A 22,624-nucleotide genomic window follows, 5' to 3' on the forward strand; every position below is an offset into this window, starting at 1 on the left:
GCCCACGAGCGTCTCCGGGCCCGCGCCGCGCGCACGCAGGTGATGCGCGAGCTGGTTCGCGCGGGCATCGAGCTGCGCGTAGGTGAGGCGCTGGTCCTCGAACTGGAGCGCGATGGCCTCGGGCGCGCGTTCGGCCTGGGACTCGAAGAGCTGATGGAGCGTGGCGCCCCGGGGGAAGTCCGCGCGCGTGTCGTTCCAGCCGCGCAGCACCTGCTCACGCGCGGTCGGCGTGAGCAGCGAGAGCGTCGCGAGCGGAGCCTCCGGCGCCGCGATGACCTCCCGCGCGAGCACCACCAGGTGCTCCGCCATGCGCGCGATGGTGGCTTCGTCGAAGAGGGCGGTGGCGTACTCCAGGTGGCAGGAGAGCTCCGTGCGGCGCTCCAGGACCTCCAGGGCCAGGTCGAACTTGGCCGTGTCGGTGGGGACGTCCACCGGGCTCAGCTCCAGGGACGGCAGCGTGGCCCGCGCCTCCGGCGTGTTGACGACGTTGAGGCTCACCTGGAAGACCGGCGTGCGGCTCAGGTCGCGCGGAAGTTCGAGCGTCTCCAGGACGCGCTCGAACGGGGCGTCCTGGCGCGCGTAGCCCTCCAGGGCCTGGGTCCGCACGCGGCCCAGCAGCTCCACGAAGGACGGCTGGCCGGACAGCCTGGAGCGCATGGGCAGGGTGTTGATGAAGCACCCCATCAGCCACTCCACCTCCGGCCGCGTGCGCCCCGCGATGGGCGTGCCCACCACGAAGTCCTCCTGGCCCGAGTAGCGCGACAGCAGCGTCTGGAAGAGCGCCATCATCACCATGAACGACGTGGCGCCGTGCTTGCGGCCCAGCGCCATCAGCGGCGCGGACACGTCCGCGGGGAACGCGAAGCGGTGCCGCGCGCCCTCGAAGGACTGGACGGCGGGGCGCGGCCGGTCCGTGGGCAACTCCAGCGCGGGCGCACCGAGGAGCTGTTGCTTCCACCAGGCGACCTGCGCCTCCATCACGCCGCCTTCCAGCCAGCCGCGCTGCCACACGGCGTAGTCCGCGTACTGCACCGGCAGCGGCGGCAGGGGCGACGGCTGGCCCGCACGGAACGCGGCGTAGTTCGCCGTCAGCTCATGCGCGACGACCATGTTGCACCACGCGTCGGACACCGCGTGGTGGAAGACGAGCGCCAGCACATGCACCTGGGGCTCCAGGCGCAGCAGCGTCGCGCGCAGCACCTCCTGCTCCAGGTCGAAGGGCCGCAGCGCGTGGGCCCGGCAGAAGCGCTGCATCTCCGCCTCGCGGGCCTCGGGCGTCTCGCCCTCGACGTCCCGGCCCTGGAGCGGCAGGCCGCGCGACGGGTGGATGACCTGCACCGCGCGATCGCCGTCCAATGAGTACGTCGTGCGCAGCACCTCGTGCCGTGTCACCAGCGCGTCCAGCGCGGCCTGGAGCGCGGCTTCGTCCAGCGCTCCGACGAGGCGGAAGAGGGCCGCGTTGTTGTACGCGCCGCTGGTCGGCTCCAACTGCTGGAGGTACCAGAGGCGCTGCTGCGCGAAGGACAGCGGCAGCGGCTGGCCCCGGCCCACGCGCGGGATGGGCGGAGGGCCCGCGTTGACCACCGGCGCGGCGGCCTTCGGGGCCTCCACGGCGGGGCGCGCCACGGGCGGAGGAGGGAGGCGGGAAGGCGTGGCCACCGGCTCCACCCGGCCATCCGCGCGCATGCGCGCATGGCGGCCGGTGCGGTACAGCCGGGCGGCGGACTCGCGCGGGTGCGGCACGAGGCGGCGGTGCTCTTCATCACCCGCGCGCCACAGCGCGGTGGGGAGCCCCGCGCCGGCGAGGGCCAGCTCACCCACCACGCCCGCGGGCACGGGCTGGCCGGCCGCGTCCAGCACCCAGGTCTCCAGGTCGGCGGGGATGCGCTCGCGCGGCGTGCGCGGCAGGAGCACCCCTTCCTGGGCGTCACCGGACAGCCACACCTCCACGCCCGCGGCCCGGTGCAGCGCCGCGCCCAGCTCCACCGACGCGCCCTCCAGCACCAGCGCGCCCACGTGGGCCAGGGACTCGCGCGCCTGCGGCAGCTCGCTCAGCGTGCGCGCCAGGCGGGCCGACGTGTGCAGCAGCGCCGCGCCGGACTGCCGCGCCAGCTCCAGCAGCCCCTCCACGCCCGCCTCGGCCTCGACCAGCACCTGCTCCTGACGGGCGGCGGCCTCCTCGGCCATGCGCTCGCGCACCACGGCCAGCCGGCGCAGGCCGTCCAGCACCACCGGCGTCTCCAGGCCGAAGTCGATGAGCGCCGCCACCTCGTCCACGTCCGCCGCGCGCACGTCGCGCAGCCGCTGCATCGCGCCGTCCACCGTGCCCACGAGGCCCGTCGTCCGGGCGTGGTTCTCGAAGGTGTGCTCCAGCAACGCGTCGATGTCCTGCGGGGACAGCTTCTGGATGTCGCCCTGGTAGCCCTGGGTGAGCAGCAGCGACGTGAGGATGTCCACCGAGCTGCGGAAGTACGACAGCAGCGGCTGGCGCACCTGGCGCAGCACCTCCTGGTCGTCGTCGCCCAGGTACGTGTGCAGCATGCACGTCACGTGGCCCCGGCCGGGGTGGCCGTTGCGGCGCCACGCCTCGCGGTACAGCGCCACCTTCGGCTTCAGCTCCTCCAGCGAGTGCGACAGCAGGCCCGTCAGCACGCCCGCGCCCAGCTCGCCCGCCATGCGGAACGTCTCCGGGTTGGCCGCGGCGGTGAGCCACACCGGCAGCTCCTTCTGCACCGGCTTCGGGCGCAGGCCGATCTCCGCCGTGGTGCCGGCGCCCGCGGGGCGCTTGAGGCGCTCGCCGCGCCACAGCGCGCGCAGCGTGGAGAGCTTCTCCAGGAGGAGGTCCCGGCGCTTCTCGAAGTTCGCCGGCGCGAAGGTGAAGTCCTGCGTGTGCCAGCCCGTGGCCACGGACAGGCCCACGCGGCCCTGGGACAGGTTGTCCACCACGGACCACTGCTCCGCGATGAGCAGCGGATCATGCAGGGGCAGCACCACGCTGCCGGAGCGCAGGTGCAGGTGCTTCGTCACGGCCGCGACCGCGGCGGAGACCACCGCGGGCTGCGGGTACAGACCGCCGAAGGAGTGGAAGTGCCGCTCCGGCGTCCACACCGCGGAGAAGCCGTTCGCGTCCGCGAACCTCGCGCCCTCCATCAACAGCTCGTACTTCGGCCCCTGGAGCGTGTCCTCGTCGTTGGCGAAGTAGATGAGGCTCAGGTCCATGGCCTTCGCGCGGGGGCCACCCCCGCCCAGGCTCACCAGCCGCGCGGTGATGCGCTCCGGCGGGTACACCACGCGCAGGCCGCGAGTGAGCGCCCACAGGGCCTCCAGCTCCGGCCGGTCCGCGGCCGCCTCGCTCGCGGACAGCCATGCGCCGCCATCCGGCGGAGACAGCCGCGCGTCCAGGCCGGTGAAGAACCCCGCCAGCTCCCGGTGGCCCAGCGCCCACGCGGGCTGCCCGGAGCCCGTGGGCAGCAGCCACGCCAGCGCGCGCGCGTCCTCGCCGGCGACACGCGACGCGCCGGACGCGTCCACGTCCTCCACGTAGACGACCTGCGAGGACTCCACCCGCACGGAGGCCACCATCGCGCGCGTGGTAACGAGCACCGGCACGCGGGCGCCCTCCGGCGCGTAGACGGGCAGGTGTCCCAGGTCGGCCGGGCCCAGCGCGATGCCCGCGCCCCCGGCGGCCAGCACCGCCCACAGCGCGGCCAGCTTCTCCGGCGACGAGCGCAGGCACACGGCCACCGGCGTCCCGGCCGTCACGCCCAGGGCCTTCAGGCGCGAGGCCAGGGCATCCGCGCGGGCGCCCAGCTCCGTCCAGGTCCAGTGCGTCTCCCCACGGGAGATGGCGACCGCGTCCGGGTGGCGCGCGCGGCGCTCCGCGAGGAGGGCCGGCACGGAGGTGAAGCCCGGGGGCACCCGGGGGGCGGGCCAGGCGCGGCGCTCGGCCTCCGTGGCCAGGGGCAGGTGCGAGACGGGCGTCTCGGGCCGGGCGAGCGCGGCGCCGAGCAGCACCTGGAAGTGCTCCACGAGCCGCGCCACGGTGACGGCGTCGAACAGCTCCGTCGCGTACTCCAGGACGCCGTGGACGCGGCCCGGGGCCTCGGAGACGAGGAGCGTGAGGTCCGACAGGGTGGCCCCCCACTGCACGGGCGTGTCCGGCACCTCCACCAGCGAGCCGCGGATGCCGATGAGCTCCAGCGTCGTGGCGCCCGCGGCCGCGCCCGTGTGGTAGACGAACACGGAGTCCGTCATCCGGCCCCGGCCGATGTCCCTGCCCGGGATGAGGGCCTCCACCAGGTACTCGAAGGGGACGTCGGGACGCGTCTGCGCGTCGGTGACCTCGTCGCGCACCTGGACGAGCAGGTCGCGGAAGGTGAGGCCTTCCGTGAAGCGCGTCCGGAACGCCGCCGAGTGCGCCACGTAGCCGATGAGCGGCAGCAGCTCCGGCCGCGTGCGGTTGGCGATGGGCGTGCCGACGATGATGTCCGTCTGGCCGCTGTACCGGTGCAGGACCGTCTGCCACGCGGCGAGCACGGTCATGTAGCCGGTGAAGCCCTCGCGACGGCTGAAGGCCATGAGCTCGCGGGAGAGCCCGGGCGAGAACTCCAGCGTCATGCGCTCGGAGGTCAGCGGGCTGTCGGCGGGACGCGGACGATCCGTGGGCAGGTCGAGCCTGCGCGGCATGCCGGCCAGGCGCTGACGCCAGCCCTGGTCCTGTTCAGGCAGGTGGTTGCCCGCGATGCTGTTGCGCTGCCACGCGCCGAAGTCCGCGTACTGGAGGGGCAGCGGGGGCAGGGGGGAAGGACGGCCCTGGAGGAAGGCGTCGTAGAGCTGGCCCAGCTCCTGGACGAAGAGGGCGATGGAGAGCGTGTCGCCGACGATGTGGTGGAGGCAGCCCAGGAGCAGGTGCACCTTCGCGTCCAGGCGGATGAGCGTGGTGCGCAGCACGGGGCCGTGGACGAGGTCGAACGCCTTCGAGGCGTCCTCGCGCGCGAGCCGCAGGGCCTCGGCTTCGCGGGCCTCCATGGGGCCCCCCAGCTCCACGCGGGTGAGCGGGACGCGCATCTGCGCGTGGAAGCGCTGCACGGGACGGCCATCCACGGCGTCGTAGGTCGTGCGCAGCGCTTCGTGGCGCTGGACGATCTCCTGGATGCCTCGCTCCAGCACCTCCGCGTTGACGTCGCCTTCGAGGCGCAGGACGAACGGGAGGTTGTACGTGGACCGGCCGGGCAGGTGCTGCTCCAGGCGCCAGACGCGCTCCTGCACGAAGGACAGGGGCAGCTCGCCGGTGCGCGGCAGGGGCACCAGGGGAAGCTCCGTCGAGACGGGGGCCCGCGGCGCCTGACGCAGCAGGGGCACGAGGCGCTCCGCGATGCCCGCGACGGTGGGCGCTTCGAAGAGCGCGGCGAGCGGGAGGTTCACGCCGAAGGTGTCGCGCACCTGGTTGAGGAGCTGGGCGGCCGTCAGGGAGTTGCCGCCAATCTCCAGGAAGTTGTCATGGCGGCCCACGAACTCCAGGCCCAGGCGCTCGCGCCACAGCGCGGCCACGCGCGCCTCCACCTCGCCGCGCGGAGCGTCGTCGCGGACGGGCTGCGCGGGCGATGGGGCCTCGGTGACGGGCACCTCCGGGGTGGCCGGCTCGGGGAGCGCGGGCGCCGGGGAAATGACCGGGGCCGCCACGGCGATGGCCGGAGGCGGCGGGAGCGGGGGCGTGGGACGGAGGACAGGCCCGGAGACGGCAGCCTGCGCCTTCGGCTCCACCCAGACCGTCTTCTCCTGGAAGGCATACGTGGGCAGGTGCAGCCGCAGGCGCTGTTCGTGCGCGTAGAACGCGCTCCAGTCCACGATCACCCCCGAGGCCCACAGCTCGCCCACGGCCTGGAGCCAGCCCTGCTGCTCCGTCGTCGCTCCGCCCAGGCGCAGCGACGCGAGCCCTCGCACGCGAGGGGCGCCGTCCTCTCCCCCCACCAGGTTCGCGCGCACGAGCGGCGTCACGTCCTGACCGGGCCCGACCTCCAGCAGTACCGCGCAGCCCTCCTCCTGGAGCGTCTCCACCGCGCGGGTGAAGTGCACCGGCCTGCGCATCTGCTCGGTCCAGTAGCGCGGCTCCGCGAGCTGCCCGGGTCGCGCCACCGTGCCCGTGAGGCTGGACACGTACCGCGCCTTCGGCTCCGACCACCGCAGCGCGCCCACCACGCGCGCCAGCTCCGGCATCAGCGGCTCCACGTCCGCCGAGTGGAACGCGTGCGGCGCGGGCATGCGCACCGCCCCGGCCTTCTGGGCCTTCAGCTCGGCCTCCAGGCGCTCCACCTCTTCCACGGGACCGGAGACCACGCAGCGATCCGGGGTGTTCACCGCCGCCAGCTCCAGCCGGCCCGATAGCAGGGGTTGAACCCGCGCCGAGGGCAGCGCCACCGCGAGCATCGCCCCCGGTGGCATCCGGTGCATCAGCTCGCCGCGCGCCACGGTGAGGCGCATCGCGTCCTCCAGGGACAGCGCGCCCGCGACACACGCCGCCGCGTACTCCCCGAAGCTGTGCCCCAGCACCGCGTAGGGCTGCACCCCCAGGTCCTGCCACAGCCGCGCCAGCGACACCTGCACGCTGAACAGCGCGGGCAACGCCACGCGCGTCTCCGCGAGCGACGCCATGGCGTCCGCCTCCGCGCCGGCCCCGGGCGACAGCAGCCTCGACACCCGCGCCCGCAGCGGCGCCTCCAGCAGCGCGAGGCACCTCTCCAGGTGCGCGCGGAACAGGGGCGAGGCCTCCGAGAGCTCGCGCCCCATGGCGACCCGCTGCGCTCCCTGCCCGGAGAACACGAACGCCACGCGGGGCCCGCGCTTGTCGGTCTTCACCGCCGCCACCGGCTTGCGCAGCTGGCGCACCAGGTCCGCCGCGTCCTTCACCACCAGGGCGTGGCGGTACTCGAACCGCCTGCGGCCCACGGCGTGCGTGAACGCCAGGTCCGCCAGCATCCGCGCGTCCATTCCGTCCGTCACATGTCCGTCGAGCTGCCGCGCCGCCGCCTCCAGCGCCTCCGGTGAGCGCGCGGACAGCACGATGAGCTGGTGGGAACGCGTGGTGGATCCGCTCTGCCGCATGGGAGCTTCCTCGAGGATGGCGTGGGCATTGGTGCCACCAATGCCGAAGGAGCTGACCGCGGCGAAGCGAGGCGTCTCGCTCCGCGGCCACGGCCGCAAGGTGGTGTTGACGAAGAACGGGCCCGCGTCGAAGTCGATCTGCGGGTTGGGGTGCTCGAAGTGGAGGCTGGGCGGAATCTCCCCGTGGTGCAGCGCGAGCGCGGCCTTCATCAAGCCCGCCAGCCCCGCGGCCGTGTCCAGGTGGCCCACGTTGGTCTTCAGCGACGCCAGCGCGATGCGGCCCCTGTGCTCTGGCCCCAGGCCGTACGCGCGAGTCAGCGCCGCCACCTCGATCGGGTCGCCCAGGGGCGTCGCGGTGCCATGGGCCTCCACGTAGCCCACGGCCTCCGGTGCCACGCCCGCGTTGGCCAGGGCCTGCGCCACCACCGCGGCCTGCCCCTGAACGCTGGGCGCGGTGAAGCCGGACTTGTGCCAGCCGTCGTTGTTCAGCGCCGAGCCCCGGATGACCGCGTAGATGGAGTCCCCATCCCGGAGCGCGTCCTCCAGGCGCTTGAGCACCACCGCGCCCACGCCGTTGCCCGCGAGCGTGCCCTGGGCCTTCGCGTCGAACGCGCGGCAGTGGCCGTCCGGAGAGAAGATGAGCCCCTCCTGCGCCACGTAGCCCGTGCGCTGCGGCACCGCCAGCCGCGTGGCCCCCGCGAGCGCCACGTCCGACTGGCCCGTGCGCAGGCTCTGACAGGCCATGTGCACGGCGACGAGGCCCGTGGAGCACGCGGTGTAGACCAGCGTGCTCTCGCCCGTGAGCCCGAGCTTGAACGACGTCTTCGTCGCCAGGCTCTCGTGCGTGGCGGTGCCGTGCAGCTCCATGAAGGACGCCGCGTCCAGCGGCATCGCCTGACGCACGGCCTCCGCGTACCCGGAGCCCGTGGCGCCCGCGTACAGCGAGATGGCCCCCGGGAACCGCTCCGGGTCCACGCCCGCGTCCTCCAGCGCGGCCCACGCCGTCTGGAGGAACAGCCGCTGCTGCGGATCCGTGAACTGCGCCTCGCGCAGCGACATGTCGAAGAAGGCGTGGTCGAACCGGTCCACGCCGTCGATGACGCCCCCCGCTGGAACGAACGCCGGGTGCTGCCACAGCTCCAGCCCCTCCGGCAGGCCGGGCAGGTGCTCCAGCTCCTCCTGTGAGAAGCGCGTGAGGGACTCCACGCCCTCGCGCAGGTTGCGCCAGAACTCCGCCACCGTCATCGCGCCGGGGAAGCGGCCCGCCATGCCGATGATGGCGATGCCGCCGGACGCGCCGGCCCTCGGCGCCTCGCGCGGACGGTGCCCCGGAGCCACGGCCGGGGGGGGGCGGCTGCCCGGGCCCTGGGACTCATGCTCCAACCGCTGGACGAGCCCTTCGAGCGTGGGGTGCTCGAACAGCCACACGACGGGCACCTCGCGCTGAAGCTCCTCCCGCAGGCGCGTGGCCAGCCGCACCACGGTCAGCGACGTGGCGCCCAGGTCCTCGAAGAGGTGATCCCTCGCGCCCACGCGGTCCGCGCCCAGCTCGCGCGCGAAGACGTGCGCCAGCCGCTGCTCCAGGGGGTGCGTGGGCTCCACGAAGCGGCCCTGACGCCCGGTGGAGGCGGCGTCCGGGGCGGGCAGGGCCTTGCGGTCCACCTTGCCGCTGGGGTTGAGGGGCAGGGTGTCCAGCGACACGAACACCGACGGCACCATGAACTCCGGCAGCCGCTGCCGCAGCGCCGCGCGCAGCGCCGGGCCCTCCAGCGCGTGTCCCGGGCGGGGCATCGCGTAGGCGACGAGCCGCTTGTCCCCGGGCACGTCCTCGCGCACCACCACCGCGGCATCCTGCACGGCGGGCAGGTCGCGCAGGGCGGCCTCCACCTCCGCCAGCTCGACGCGGAAGCCGCGCACCTTCACCTGCGTGTCCTGGCGGCCCAGGAACTCCAGCGTGCCATCCGGTCGCCAGCGGGCCATGTCGCCCGTGCGGTACAGGCGGGCCCCCGGCGTCGCGCCCAGCGCGTCCGGCACGAAGCGCTCCGCCGTGAGGTCCGGCCTCGACACGTAGCCCCGGCCCACGCCGTCGCCGCCGAGGAACAGCTCGCCCGGCACGCCCACCGGCACCGGGTGCATCCGCGCGTCCAGCACGTACACGGACGTGTTGGCGATGGGCGCGCCGATGGACACCGACGCGCCCACCTGCTCCGGCCGCTCCACCGTGAAGGTGGTGGCGACCACGGAGCACTCGCTGGGGCCGTAGCCGTTGGTGAACGGGATGCCCAGCGACTCCGCCGCCCGGCGCACGTGCGGCGCGGAGACGATGTCGCCGCCCGTGTGCAGCCCGTGCAGCCCGCCGAGGATGTCCGGCCGGTGCTCCATCAACTGCGAGAAGAGGCCGGAGGACATGTGGCCGAACGTGACGCCGTGGTGCTCCACCACGTGGGCCAGCGTGTCCAGGTCCGTCGCGGGCACGTGGCTCGGGAAGACGACGAGCCGGCCGCCATGCACCAGCGGAAGCCACAGCTCCAGCACGGAGGCGTCGAAGGACACGGGCGCGAAGAGCAGCACCGCGTCGTGCATGCCGTAGTCCATGTACGGCGCCGAGTGCAGCGTGCGCAGCAGGCCGCGATGCTCGATGCCCACGCCCTTGGGCCGTCCACTGCTGCCGGAGGTGAAGATGACGTAGGCCAGGTCGCGCGGCCCCGCGCCGGTCTCCGGCGCGGTGACGGGCTGGTCGTCGAGCACCAGCGCATCCACGAAGATGCAGGGCAGGGCGGCGTCGGGCACCTGCAACCGGTCACGCAGCACGCGCGTGGTGAGCAGCATCCGGGGCCGGGCGTCCTCCAGCATGAGCGCCAGCCGCTGCGCGGGGTATGCCGCGTCCATCGGGACATAGGCGCCGCCCGCCTTGACGATGGCGAGCACCGTGACGACGAACTCCACGGAGCGCTCCATGCACAGCGCCACGGGCACGTCCGGGCCCACGCCCCGGGCCCGCAGGAAGTGCGCGAGCTGGTTCGCCCGGGCGTCGAGCTGCGAGTACGTCAGCCGCTCCTCCCCGCCCTCCACCGCGATGGCCTCTGGCCGCCGCGCGACCTGGAGCGCGAAGCGCTCCGCGAGGGTGCTGTCGGAGGGGTAGGGACGGGCGGTGTCATTCCAGGCGACGAGCACCTCCTGGCGCTCCTCTGGCGTGAGCCACGGCAGCCGGGAGACCGGCTCGTCCGGGCTGGTGACCGCGGCCTCGAGCAATACGCGCAGGTGGCCGGCGAGCCGGGCCACGGTGTCGCGCTCGAACAGGTCGGTGCTGTACTCGATGGAGCCGCGCAGCCCGTCCGGCGTCTCCGTGAGCACCAGGCTCAGGTCGAAGTGCGCCGTGCCCGCATCCACCTCCAGCAGCTCCATCCCCAGCGCCGGCGCCTCGAACCTCCCGGCCGGAGCGTTCTGGAGCGCGAAGACGGCCTGCACCAGCGGCGTGCGGCCCAGGTCGCGCGGCACCTGGAGCTCCTCCACCAGCTTCTCGAAGGGCAGGTCCTGGTGCTCATAGGCCGCGAGCGTCGTGTCCCGCACCTGTCCCAGCAGCGCGCGGAAGGACGCCTCCGGGTGGACGCGCGCACGCAGCACCAGCGTGTTGACGAAGAAGCCGACCAGGCCCTCCACGTCGCCATGGGTGCGGCCCGCGATGGGCGCGCCGACCAGCAGGTCCTCCTGCCGGCTGTAGCGCGACAGCAGCAAGTGCCACACGGCGAGCAGCGCCATGAACGGCGTAGCGACCTCCCGCCGCGCGAGCGCCTCCAGGCGATCGGCCAGCTCCCGAGGCAGGTGCAGGGGGAGCAGCGCGCCGCGAGGCGAACGCACCACCGGGCGGGGATGGTCCGTCGGCAGGTCCAGGATCCGCGGCGCGTCCGCGAGCCGCTGTCTCCACCACGCCACCTCCGCCGAGAGCACGTCTCCCTGGAGCCTGCCGCGCTGCCACGCGGCGAAGTCGGCGTACTGGAGCGGGAGCGGCGGAAGGACGGGCGCCGTGCCGGAGGCGAAGGCCGCGTAGGCCGCCGCCACCTCGCGCACCATCACGCCCACGGACCAGCCGTCGGACACGATGTGGTGCATGGCCAGCAGCAGCACGTGGTGCGTGGGCTCGAACCGCAGCAGCCGCGAGCGCAGCAGCGGACCCGCGCCCAGGTCGAACGGCTGGCCCGCTTCCTCCAGGGCCAGCCGCTGCACGGCCTCGTCGCGGGCGGCGGAGGACCGCGCCTCCAGCTCCGTCACCGGCAGCGCCCACTCAAGGGCGGGGCGGATGACCTGGACGGGCTCGTCGTGCTTCAGCGCGAAGGTGGTGCGCAGGGCCTCGTGGCGCTCCACCAGCAGCGCCAGCGCCCGGCGCAGCGCCTCCGCGTCCAGCGCGCCCTCCAACCGGACGGCCCCGATCAGCACGTAGGGCGTCGCGCCGGGCTGGAGCTGCTCCAGGACCCACAGCCGCTGCTGCGAGAAGGACAAGGGCAGGGCGCCCTCGCGCGGCACGGGGCGCGGGCCGGACGCGCGTGGCGCCTCGGCACGGAGCAGGAGCTGCTCCTCCACCAGCTCGGTGACGCGGGCCACGGTGGACGCGGTGAAGAGGCCCCGCAGGGGCACCTCCACCTGGAACGTGGCGCGCAGGCGGGAGAGCAGCTGCGTCGCCAGCAGCGAGTGCCCGCCCAGGGCGAAGAAGTCGTCGTGCAGCCCCACGCGTTCCACGCGCAGCACGTCGCGGAACAGGCCGGCGACGCGACGCTGGAAGGGGGTCAGGTGTTCCGGGACGGTGGGGCCCGGAGCCGGCGCGGCCTGCTCCGGCGCGGGCAGGGCCCCTCGGTCCAGCTTGCCTCCGGGCGTCAGCGGCAGCGCGCCCAGGGGCACGAAGGCGAAGGGGACCAGGTGCGCGGGCAGCCGTTCGGAGAGGAAGGCGCGCAGCACGGCCGGCTCGGCCACGGGCGAGCCCACGACGTAGGCGACGAGCCGCTCGTCGCGCACCACGACCAGCGCCTCGCGCACGGACGGATGCGCGTGCAGCGCGGCTTCAATCTCTCCGGGCTCGATGCGGAAGCCCCGCAGCTTCACCTGCGTGTCCACGCGGCCGAGGAAGTCGAGCGTCCCGTCCGCCCGCCACCGGGCCCGGTCTCCCGTGCGGTACAGCCGCGCGCCCGGAGCGCCGCTGAAGGCGTCCGGCACGAAGCGCTCGGCGGTGGCGGCGGGGAGGCTGGGATAGCCGCGGCCCACACCCTCGCCGCCGATGAAGAGCTCCCCCGGAGCGCCCGGCGCCACGGGCTCGCCGGACGCATCCAGCACGTACAGCCGCGCGCGGGCCACGGGCCGGCCGATGGGGAGAACGGTGGCGTCCGCCGGCAGCGCGTCCACGGCGTGGAAGGTCGCGCAGACGGTGGCCTCGGTGGGGCCGTACAGGTTGACGAGCCGCCCCTGCGGCCCCGCCGCGAGCACGCTGCGCACCGCGCGCGGATCCGCCCGGTCGCCGCCGAAGAACGCGTGGCGGAGGGCCGCCAGCGCTCCCGGCTCCTCGCGCGCCACCTCGTGGAAGAGTGCGGTGGTGAGCAGCGCGGTGGTGGCGCCCACCTCGCGCAGCTTCCGGGCGAGGTGCGGCGGAGACAGCGTGACGTCACGGGGCAGGATGACCAGCCGGGCGCCGTTGAGCAGCGCGCCCCAGATCTCGAACGTGGCCGCGTCGAACGACGGCGTGGAGACCTGGGCGACGACGTCCGCCGGCGTCAGGTGCACGTAGTTCGTGTCGCGAACCAGGTGGACGATGGAGCGGTGCTCCACGCCCGCGCCCTTCGGCGTCCCCGTGGAGCCCGACGTGTAGAGCACGTAGGCCAGCTGCTCCGGCCATCCGGAGGCGGGCGCGGCGGTGTCCTGGCGGGAGAGCGCGTCCGCGTCCGTATCCAGGCACACCGTGGGCCAGGACGGCTCCGGCACGACGGACAGCAGCGGTCGCACCGTCACCATCGCGGACAGGCTCGCGTCCTGGCACATGAAGGTCAGCCGCCGCGCCGGATAGGCCGGATCCAACGGCACGTAGCAGCCGCCGGCCTTGAGGATGCCGAGCATGCCCACCACGAGCTCCAGCCCCCGCTCCAGGCACAGGCCCACGCGGCCCTCTGGCCGCAGGCCCAGGGACAGCAGGTGCCGCGCGAGCTGGTTCGCCCGCGCCTCCAGCTCCCCATAGGTGAGCGTCCGGCCCTCGTGCTCCACGGCCACGGACTCCGGCGCGCGCCGGGCCTGGGCCTCGAAGAGCCGGGGGAGGGTGTCCTGCACGAAGGGCGCGGCGCCGGTGGTGCTCCAGTCCACGAGCACCCGAGCGCGCTCGGCGGTGTCCATCAGCGGCAGCCGATGGACGGCGACGGTCGCGTCTGCCGCCACGGCCTCCAGCAGCACGCGGAGGTGGTCCGCGAGCCGCGCGGCGGTGGTCGGCGTGAAGAGGTCGCGGCTGTACTCCAGCGTCCCGTCCAGGCCCCCGTCACGCGCCAGCATCGACAGGCTGAGGTCGAAGCGCGACGTGTCCACCTCGGTGGGCAGCAGCGCCACGCGGACGCCGTGCAGGGCGGGAGGCTGCACGGGCGCGTTGTGCAGCGCGAACATCACCTGGAACAGCGACGCGCGGCCCTCGCCCCGCTCCGGGGCCAGGGACTCCACCAGCCGCTCGAACGGGACGTCCTGCCAGGCATACGCGGACAGGGCGGACTCACGGACGCGGTCCAGCAGGTCCGTGAAGCGAGGCGCGCCGTCCAGGCGGGCCCGCAGCACCAGCGTGTTGAGGAACACGCCGATGAGCGGCTCCAGCTCCGGCCGCGTGCGGTGGGCCACGGGGCTGCCCACGGCGAAGTCGTCCTGTCCGGAGTAGCGCGCGAGCAGCGCCTCGTATCCGGCCAGCAGCACCATGAAGAGCGTCGCGTCCCGGCCGCGCCCCACCTGCTCCAGCGCACGCACCAGCGAGGCCGGCAGCGTGAAGACATGGCTTCCGCCGCGAGCGGTCCGCGCCGAGGGGAGGCCCTGCTCGGCGGGCAGCGCCAGCGCGGGCAGGTCCTTGAGCGACGTCCGCAGCGCGTCCAGGTGGGCCCGCGCCGCCGCCGTCTCCCCCTGCTGGCGCTGCCACACGGCGAAGTCGGCGGCCTGCACCTCCAGCGCCGGAAGCGGCGAGGGTCGGCCCTCGCTGAACGCCGTGTAGAGGGAGCCCACCTCGTGGGCGAGCACGCCCATGGACCACCCGTCGGAGACGATGTGGTGCATGCAGAGGAGCAGCACGTGCTCCTGCTCGGACACCTGGAACAGCCGCGTGCGCATCAGCGGGCCGGTGCCCAGGTCGAAGGGCCGGGCCGCCTCCTCACGCAGGCGCTGGCGCAGGGCATCGCCCGCCGGAAGCGGCTCCACCGGCAGGGACCACTCCGACGGCGGCGCGTGGATGCGCTGGAGCGGCTGGCCGTCGCGCTCCTCGAACGTGGTTCTCAGCGGTTCGTGCCGGCGGACGAGCTCCGCGAACGCGCGGCGCAGCACCTCCACGTCCAGGGGACCGGAGAGCCGCAGGGCCAGGGAGATGTTGTAGCGCGCCTGCCCCGGCTCCAGCCGATCCAGGAACCACATGCGCTGCTGCGCGAACGACAGCGGCAGCGCCCCGCCCCGCGCCACGGTGGGGATGGGGTCGGCGGGATGCCGGGAGGGGAGCGCCTCGATGCGCTCCGCGAGCCGCGCGACCGTGGGCGCGTCGAACAGCGCGCGCACGGGCAGGTCCACGCCGAAGCGGGCCGCCACGCGGGTGACGAGCTGGGTGGCCAGCAGCGAATGTCCACCGAGCGCGAAGAAGTCATCGTGCGCGCCCACGCGCTCCACGTGCAGCACGTCCTGGAACAGCGCGGCCAGCTTCTCCTGGAGCGGCGTCAGGGGGCCCGCGTCCACGGTGACGGTCGGCGTTGCTACGGGAGCGGGCAGGGCCCCTCGGTCCACCTTGCCGTTGGGCGTGAGGGGCAGGGCGTCCAGTCCCACGAACGCCGAGGGCACCATGTACTCGGGGAGGCGCGAGCGCAGGTGCTCGCGCAGGGCCCCGGCCTCCACGGAGGCGGGGGCGACGTAGGCTACGAGGCGCTGTTCACCGGGCACCTCCTCGCGCACGGCGACCACGGCCTCGCGGACCTCGGGGTGCGTGCGGAGCGCGGCCTCCAGCTCACCGGGTTCGATGCGGAAGCCGCGCAGCTTCACCTGGTGATCGACGCGGCCCAGGAACTCCAGCGTCCCGTCCGCGCGCCAGCGCACCCGGTCCCCCGTGCGGTACAGCCGCGCGCCCGGCACCTCGCGGAACGGATCCGGCACGAAGCGCGCCGCCGTGAGGTCCGGCCGGCCCAGGTAGCCGCGCACCACGCCCTCGCCCCCGATGAACAGCTCCCCGGGGACCCCGGCCGGCACCGGCCGCAGCCCGGCGTCCAGGACGTGCAGTCCGGTGTTCGCCAGCGGCCGGCCCAGCGGCACCGTGCCCTCGGTGTCCGCCTCCACGCGATGCATGGACGACCAGACGGTCGTCTCGGTGGGGCCGTACATGTTGAGCAAGGCCGGGACGTGGGCCCGCAGCCGCGCGGCCAGTCCTCCCGGGAGCGCCTCACCGCCCACGAGCAGCTGGCGCAGTCCGCCCAGCGCACGCAGCGCGCGAGGCTCCTCCACGAGCGCGCGGGCATACGAGGGCGTGCACTGGAAGTGGGTGACGGCGTGATGCTCCAGCGCCTCCGCGAGCGCGGCGGGCTCCAGGCCCGTCGGCACGAGCACCACCTGGAAGCCGCGCGTCCAGGACCAGAGCAGCTCCAGCACGGAGATGTCGAAGGAGATGCTCGTCATCGCCAGCCACGTGCCGGGGCTCGGCGAGACGTGCGCGTCCATCGCGCGGAGGAAGTTCATCACCGTCCGCTGCGGCACGCCCACGCCCTTGGGCCGCCCCGTCGAACCCGACGTGTAGAGCACGTACGCGAGCGTCCGCGCGTCGCTCGCGGACCGCACGAAGTCCGCGCCCACCGAAGGGTCCACGTCGTCGAGGAAGAGCCGGTGCTCGGCCGGCACCGCGAGCACGTCCTCCAGGCGGCGAGGCCCGACCAGGACCTTCGCCCCCGAGTCCGCCCACATCGCGGCGAGCCGCTGCGCTGGATACGCCGGATCCAACGGGAGGTAGGCCGCCCCCGCCTCCAGGATGCCGAGCATCCCCACCGCCAGCTCCACCGAGCGGTCCACGCACAGGCCCACCACGGACTCCTGCCCCACACCGCGCTGCCGCAGGGTGTGCGCCAGGGCACGGGCCCGGGCGCGCAGCTCCCGGTACGTGAGCCGGTGCGCTCCCGCGACGAGCGCGACGGCATCGGGGGTCCGGGCCACCTGCGCCGCGAAGCGTGAGGAGATGGTGGCGTCCGCCGGGAACTCGACCTCGGGGCCCCGCGACAGCGCGAGCAGGTGCTCCGCCTCCAGGGCGTCCAGCCACGGCAGCGCGTCCACCTTGCGCGAAGGGTCGGAGACCGCGGCCTCCAGCAGCACCCGCAGGTGGCCGGCGATGCGCGCCACGGTGTCCGCGTCGAAGAGGTCGGTGGCGTACTCCAGCCAGCCCTCGAAGCCCCGCGCGGACTCGGCGAGCGACAGCGTGAGGTCGAACATCGCCGTGCCGGGGTGCACGTCCACCAGCCGTGACTCGAGGCCTGGCAGCACCGGGGCCTCCACCTGCGCGCCCTGGAGGATGAACATCACCTGGAAGAGGGGCGTGTGCCCGCACTCGCGCGTGGGCTGGAGCGCCTCCACCAGCTTCTCGAAGGGCACGTCCTGGTGCGCGTACGCGCCCATCGCCGTCGCGCGCACGCGGCCCAGCAGCTCACGGAAGGTGGGCGCGCCGGACAGCCGCGTGCGCATCACCAGCGTGTTGACGAAGAGGCCCACCAGGCGCTGGAGCTCCGCGCGTCCCCGGCCCGCGATGGCCGTGCCCACGCTGATGTCGTCCTGTCCCGCCCGGCGCGCGAGCACCGCCTGGAAGCCCGCGAGCAGCACCATGAAGGGGGTGACGCCCTCGCGCACCGCCAGCGTCCGGACCGCTTCGGCCAGTCGCGAGTCGAGCACCACCGGCACCCGAGCCCCCTGCGTCCCCCGCTCGGCGGGGCGCGGCCGATCCGTCGCCAGCTCGAGCAACCGGGGCGCGGCCGCGAGCTGCGTGCGCCAGGAGTCCAGCTGGGCCGCGAGCGCGGCGCCGTCCAGCCACTCCCGCTGCCACTCCGCGTAGTCGGCGTAGGTCAACGGCAGGGCGGGGAGCTGCGCTCGCCGGCCCTCGCGCAGACTCGCGTAGAGGGCGGACACCTCACGCACCAGCACCGCCATGGACGTGCCGTCCGACACGATGTGGTGCATGACGAGCACCAGCACGTGCGTGCGCGCATCCAGCGTCAGCAGCGTGGCGCGCACCAGCGGGCCTCGCGCCAGATCGAACGGGCGGCGGGCCTCTTCGTGGGCCAGCCGTGAGGCTTCCGCCTCGCGGAGCTCCGGCGGCACGGACTCCAGCGACACGCGCGCCAGCGGCAGCATCGCGTCTGGGGAGATGACCTGGAGCGGCCGGCCGTCCCTTTCGCGGAAGGACGTCCTCAGCGCGTCGTGGCGCGCCGCGAGCATCTGGAGGCAGCCCTCCAGCGCGGACACGTCCAGCTCGCCCTCCAGGCGCACGGCGGCGGGCAGGTTGTACGTCACGTCGCCCGGCGCGTACCGGTCCAGGAACCACAGGCGTGCCTGCGCGAAGGACGCCGCCCGGTCGCCCGTCACGTCCCGGCGCCGCAGCGTGCTGGTCGACGGGCCTGACGCCGTCCGGAGCGTGAGCAACCGCCGCGCGAGGGACGTGATGCTCGGCCCCTGGAGGAGCCACTCCATGGGCACCGTGAGGCCGGTGCCCGTGCTCACCTCGTGGGCCAGCTCCACCGCGCCCAGCGAGTCCAGCCCATGGCGCGTCACCGGAGCATCGACGTCGAGCTCCTCGCGGCGCATCCGCGCGTGTCGGGCCACGAGGTCGCGCAGCCAGGCCACCAGCGCCTCCGCGTCCGGCTTCGCGGACGGAGTCACGGGAAGGGCCTCGGATGGCGAAGCGTCGGACACGCCGGTCCCCGTCGCCGCCTCGACCGCCCTCGAAGAAGGGACTCCCGCAGATTCATCAGCACCACCGCTCGAAGGCGAAGGATGGAGCGCTTGAGCCGGGGCGAGAGGTCCTTCGGACGTCGACGCTGAACGAAGGGAGTCCTCCGACGCCGCGGTCGAGGGGAGGGGAGCCACGCCACCGGGCTCCTCCTGCCGCCACGTCATCACCTCCTGCAACGTCCCCGCGAGGAAGGCCGCACGGCTCGCGTGCCGCTGCACCTTCCCGCTGGACGTCTTCGGCAGGCTGCCCGGCTCGATGAGCACCACCGCGTGCGCCTGCACCTCGTGCGACTCCGCGAGCCGCTGGCGGACGGCCCCCACCGCTGCTTCCGCCACGTCGAACTTCTTGCGCAGGTCCCCCAGCTTGCGCACGTCGATTTCCTGCACGATGACCGCGCGCTCCTCGCCCCCCACCTCCACCGAGAACACCGCGCCGCCCCCGGGCCTCAGCGCCGGGTGCGCGCCCTCCACCGTCGCCTCCAGGTCCTGCGGGTAGTGGTTGCGCCCTCGCAGGATGAGCAGGTCCTTGCGCCGCCCGGTGACGTACAGCTCGCCCTCCGGCCGCAGGAATCCCAGGTCCCCCGTGCGCAGGTACGGCCCCCCGTCCTCACCCGCGATGCGCGCCTGGAACGTCTCGCGCGTCGCTTCCTCCCGGCCCCAATACCCCTGGGCGACACTCGGCCCCGACACCCAGACCTCGCCCACCGCCCCGGTCACGCGTCGCTCCAGCGTCTCCGGGTCCACGATGGCGATTCGCTGCTCCGCCAGCGTCCGGCCACACCCCACCAGCGTCCGCGCCCCGGGCTCCGCCGCGTCCACCTCCTCCGCCCGGTGCCGCTCCAGCGCCGCGCCCGACAGCGTCAGCGACACCGGCGGCGCCGACTTCTCGCCTCCGGAGACGATGAGCGTCCCTTCCGCCAGCCCGTAGCAGGGGTAGAAGGCCTCTCGCCGGAAGCCGCTGGGGCCAAACGCCTCCACGAAGCGCTCCAGCGTCTCGGGACGAATCGGCTCCGCGCCGCAGAAGGCGACCTCCCACCGGCTCAGGTCCAACGCCCGCCGCTCCTCCGGCGTGCTCTTCTTCACGCACAGGTCGAACGCGAAGTTCGGCCCGCCGCTGATGGTGCCCCCGTGGCGCGACACCGCCTCCAGCCACGCCATGGGCCGCTTGAGGAACGTCATCGGCGACAGCAGCGTCACCGGGAAGCCTCCAAACAGCGGCTCCAGGATGCCGCCGATGAGTCCCATGTCGTGGTACGGCGGCAGCCAGATGACGCCCACGCTGTCCGCGCGCGCCCCGAAGGCGCCGTGGATCAGCGACAGGTTGTGCAAGAGGTTGCCGTGCGTGAGCATCACGCCCTTCGGCGTGCCCGTGCTTCCGGACGTGTACTGGAGAAACGCGAGCGACTCCGCCCCCAGGCCCTCCGGCGCCACCAGGTCCCGCTCGCCGCCCTCCGGCAGCGCGTCCGTCGCCATCCAGTGCAGCGCGCGGAAGTCCGGCGCCTGCTCGAAGACGAAGTCCGACAGCTCCAGGATGCCGGCCGTGGTGAGCACCACCGACGCCCGAGCGTCCTGGATGATGGCGCGCAAGCGGGGCAGGGTGCGCTCCAGCCGCATCGGGTCCGGCGGATACGCCGGCACCGCCACCGCGCCCGCGTAGAGACAGCCGAAGAAGCCCGCGATGTAGTCCAGCCCCGGCGGGTAGAGCAGCAGCACGCGCTCCCCCACCGTGCCCCGCTCCCGCAGCGCCGCCGCGATGCGCCTCGCGCGCACGTCCAGCTCGAACGCGCTCCAGACGGCCTCCTCGCCGTCATCTCCCAGGAACGTGTAGAGCGGCGCGCGGGCCGAGGGCCCCTGGACAAGCTTCAGCAGGACGCCGGGGAGGGTTCGCGAAAGGTCGTGCACGGGGAGCCGTCCAGGGGTCGAAAGAACGCCGGCACTTCATAGCAGCCCGGCTGCCCTGTCCCGAGGCACTCCCGGTGAGGAATCCCGGGAGTCCCATGACGCAAGCCTGCTCACGGAGCAGGGACCCGCCGCGCCGTCACGCGCGGCCGAACAGCCCCTTCAACCACCCCATGAAGCCCTTCTGCTTCGACACGACGGAGGCCTCCGGCGTCGCCTCCGGAACGACCGGCGCGGACATCACCACCTTGCGCCCCGCGGGCGCCGCCCCCCCCGGCGGCACCGGTGCCGGAGCGGCCTCCTCCTGCGCCAGCCGCGCCTTCACCGCCTCCGGCGTGTCGCGGGTCGTGAAGGTGCTGACCACCTCGCGCCCCGTGGTGCCCTCCCGAGCCGTCACCTTCAGCAGCGACTCGTTGTTCACCTCGAAGGTCACCGTCACCTGCACCGCGCCCCGGGCCTTCTTCGGCAGGCCCGCGAGCCGCAGCGTGCCCAGGTACTCATTGTCCTGCGCGCGCTCGGAGTCGCCCTGGAAGACGGTGAGCTCCAGCTCCGTCTGCTCGTCCCGGTGCGTGGAGAGCGTGTAGCTCTTGGCCGCCGGCAGCGACACGTTGCGCTCCAGCACCGGCTTGAAGCGCCCACCCGGCAGCCCCACGCCAATGGCCATGGGCAGCACGTCGATGAGCACCACGCCCTCCAACTGCCCCAGGCTGTGCGCCAGGAGCGCCGCGCCCAGCGCCACGGCCTCGTCCGGGTGCACGCCCTTGCTGGGCGGCCGCCCGAAGAACTTCGTGATCTTCTCGTGCACCAGGGGGAAGCGGCTCTGCCCACCGACCAGGATCACCTCGTCGATGTCCTGCGGCTTCAGCCCCTTGGCCTGTAGCACCTCCTCGCAGACCCGGACCGTGCGGTCCACCAGCCCCTCCGTCAGCGCGATCAACTTCTGCCGGGTGAGCGTGACGTCCAGGTCGTACGGCTTGTTGTCGATCATCGTGATGAAGGCCACGTGCACCCGCATCTCGGAGCGCTCGGACAGGGCGCACTTGGCCCGCTCCGCCGCGTCGTTGATGCGCTGCAGGGCCACCCGGTCCCCCTGGAAGGCGCGGCCCGTCTGCCGCTGGAACTCCTCCAGGAGGTACTCCACGATGGCGTTGTCGAAGTCGATGCCGCCCAGGAACGTGTCGCCGCCGGTGGAGATCACCTCGTAGACGGTGTCGTGCAGCTCCAGCACCGACGCGTCGAACGTGCCGCCGCCCAGGTCGTACACCAGCACGCGCTGGTTCAGCTTCTTGCCGTAGCCGTACGCCAGCGCCGCCGCCGTGGGCTCGTTGAGGATGCGCTCCACGTACAGGCCCGCGAGCCTGCCCGCCTCGCGCACCGCGTGCCGCTGGTTGTCGTTGTAGTAGGCGGGCACCGTGATGACCGCCCGCGAGAGCTGCTGGCCCAGCTGGTTCTGCGCCACCTCGCGCACCTCGCGGAGGATCAGCGCGGAGATCTGCTGGAGCGAATAGATGCGGTCGCCCAGGCGCACCGCCGCCTCGCCGTTCTGGCCCGCGGCGATCTCGTAGTGGAAGCGGCCCTTGATGTGCTCGACGATGGGCGACGCGTAGGGCCGGCCCACCAGCCGCTTGGCGCCGTACACCGTCTGGCGCGGGTTGGTGAGCATCTGCCCCTTCGCGGGGTGGCCCACCACCAGCTTGCCGCGCTGGTTGAACGCCAGGATGGAGGGCACCGTGTTGTGGCCCTCGCGGCTGGGCAGCACCCCGGGCTTGTTGCCCCGCACGAACGCGGCGCACGAGTTCGTCGTCCCCAGGTCGATGCCAATCACCGGCCCCGTCCGGGGCGGCTCCGCCGTGTTCAGCTCCAGCGCGGCGTCCGTCACCATCTCCAGGGCGGGCGCGGCCGGGGCCTCCACCCGAGGGGCGGCGCCCGCGTCCGCGGCCGGGGGCAGGGCGGGGGCCGCCGCGGGGGCGGGGACCGTGTAGTCCACCGGCCCCACGCCGTTGGGCACGGGCGGCACGTCCGACTGGGCGTGGGGCAGGATGGCCACCGCGGCGTCCAGGAACCGGCGCGTCGCCGCGTCCGCCTCCCCGAACTTCAGGCCCATGCCGGAGATGCCCTGGCCCTGCTGCCCGGTGACGAAGTGGACGATGGCCGCCGTGTAGAGGAGCCGATCGCCGCTCGCCAGGCGGAGGTCCAGGGTGACGGCCGTGCCCGGAGGGCGCACGGCCTTGGCGCGCAAATAGATGCCGCCCCGGGTGATGTTGCCCCCGTATTTCGCGAGGAACTCCTCGGGGGTGGCGAAGGGCAGCTTCACCACCAGCCCGACCGCCCCCGCTTGATTCAAATCCGCCAAGGCCCGGTCCCAGTCCCAAGGGGTTGAGTGTGGGACGCGGAGTATCACCTGAAGTGCCTGGGAACGGGCGGCAAAAAACCTTCTTCCATTGCGCGG

At 73.8% G+C, this 22,624-nt stretch carries 2 protein-coding genes; both read right to left on the reverse strand.

Annotated features, from left to right (window positions below; translation table 11 throughout):
- Positions 1–20,178, reverse strand: a 20,178-nt coding sequence (locus U8525_RS12305) for a non-ribosomal peptide synthase/polyketide synthase (RefSeq protein WP_374265057.1), incomplete at its 3' end; no start/stop codon positions are given.
- 136 nt (positions 20,179–20,314) lie between these two features.
- Positions 20,315–22,528 (reverse strand): TIGR02266 family protein, encoded by a 2,214-nt coding sequence (locus U8525_RS12310; protein ID WP_374265059.1) that lies wholly within the window; start codon positions 22,526–22,528, stop codon positions 20,315–20,317.
- Between the last annotated feature and the right edge of the window lie 96 nt (positions 22,529–22,624).

The organism is Corallococcus sp. RDP092CA (assembly GCF_041903675.1).
Taxonomy (GTDB): Bacteria; Myxococcota; Myxococcia; order Myxococcales; family Myxococcaceae; genus Corallococcus.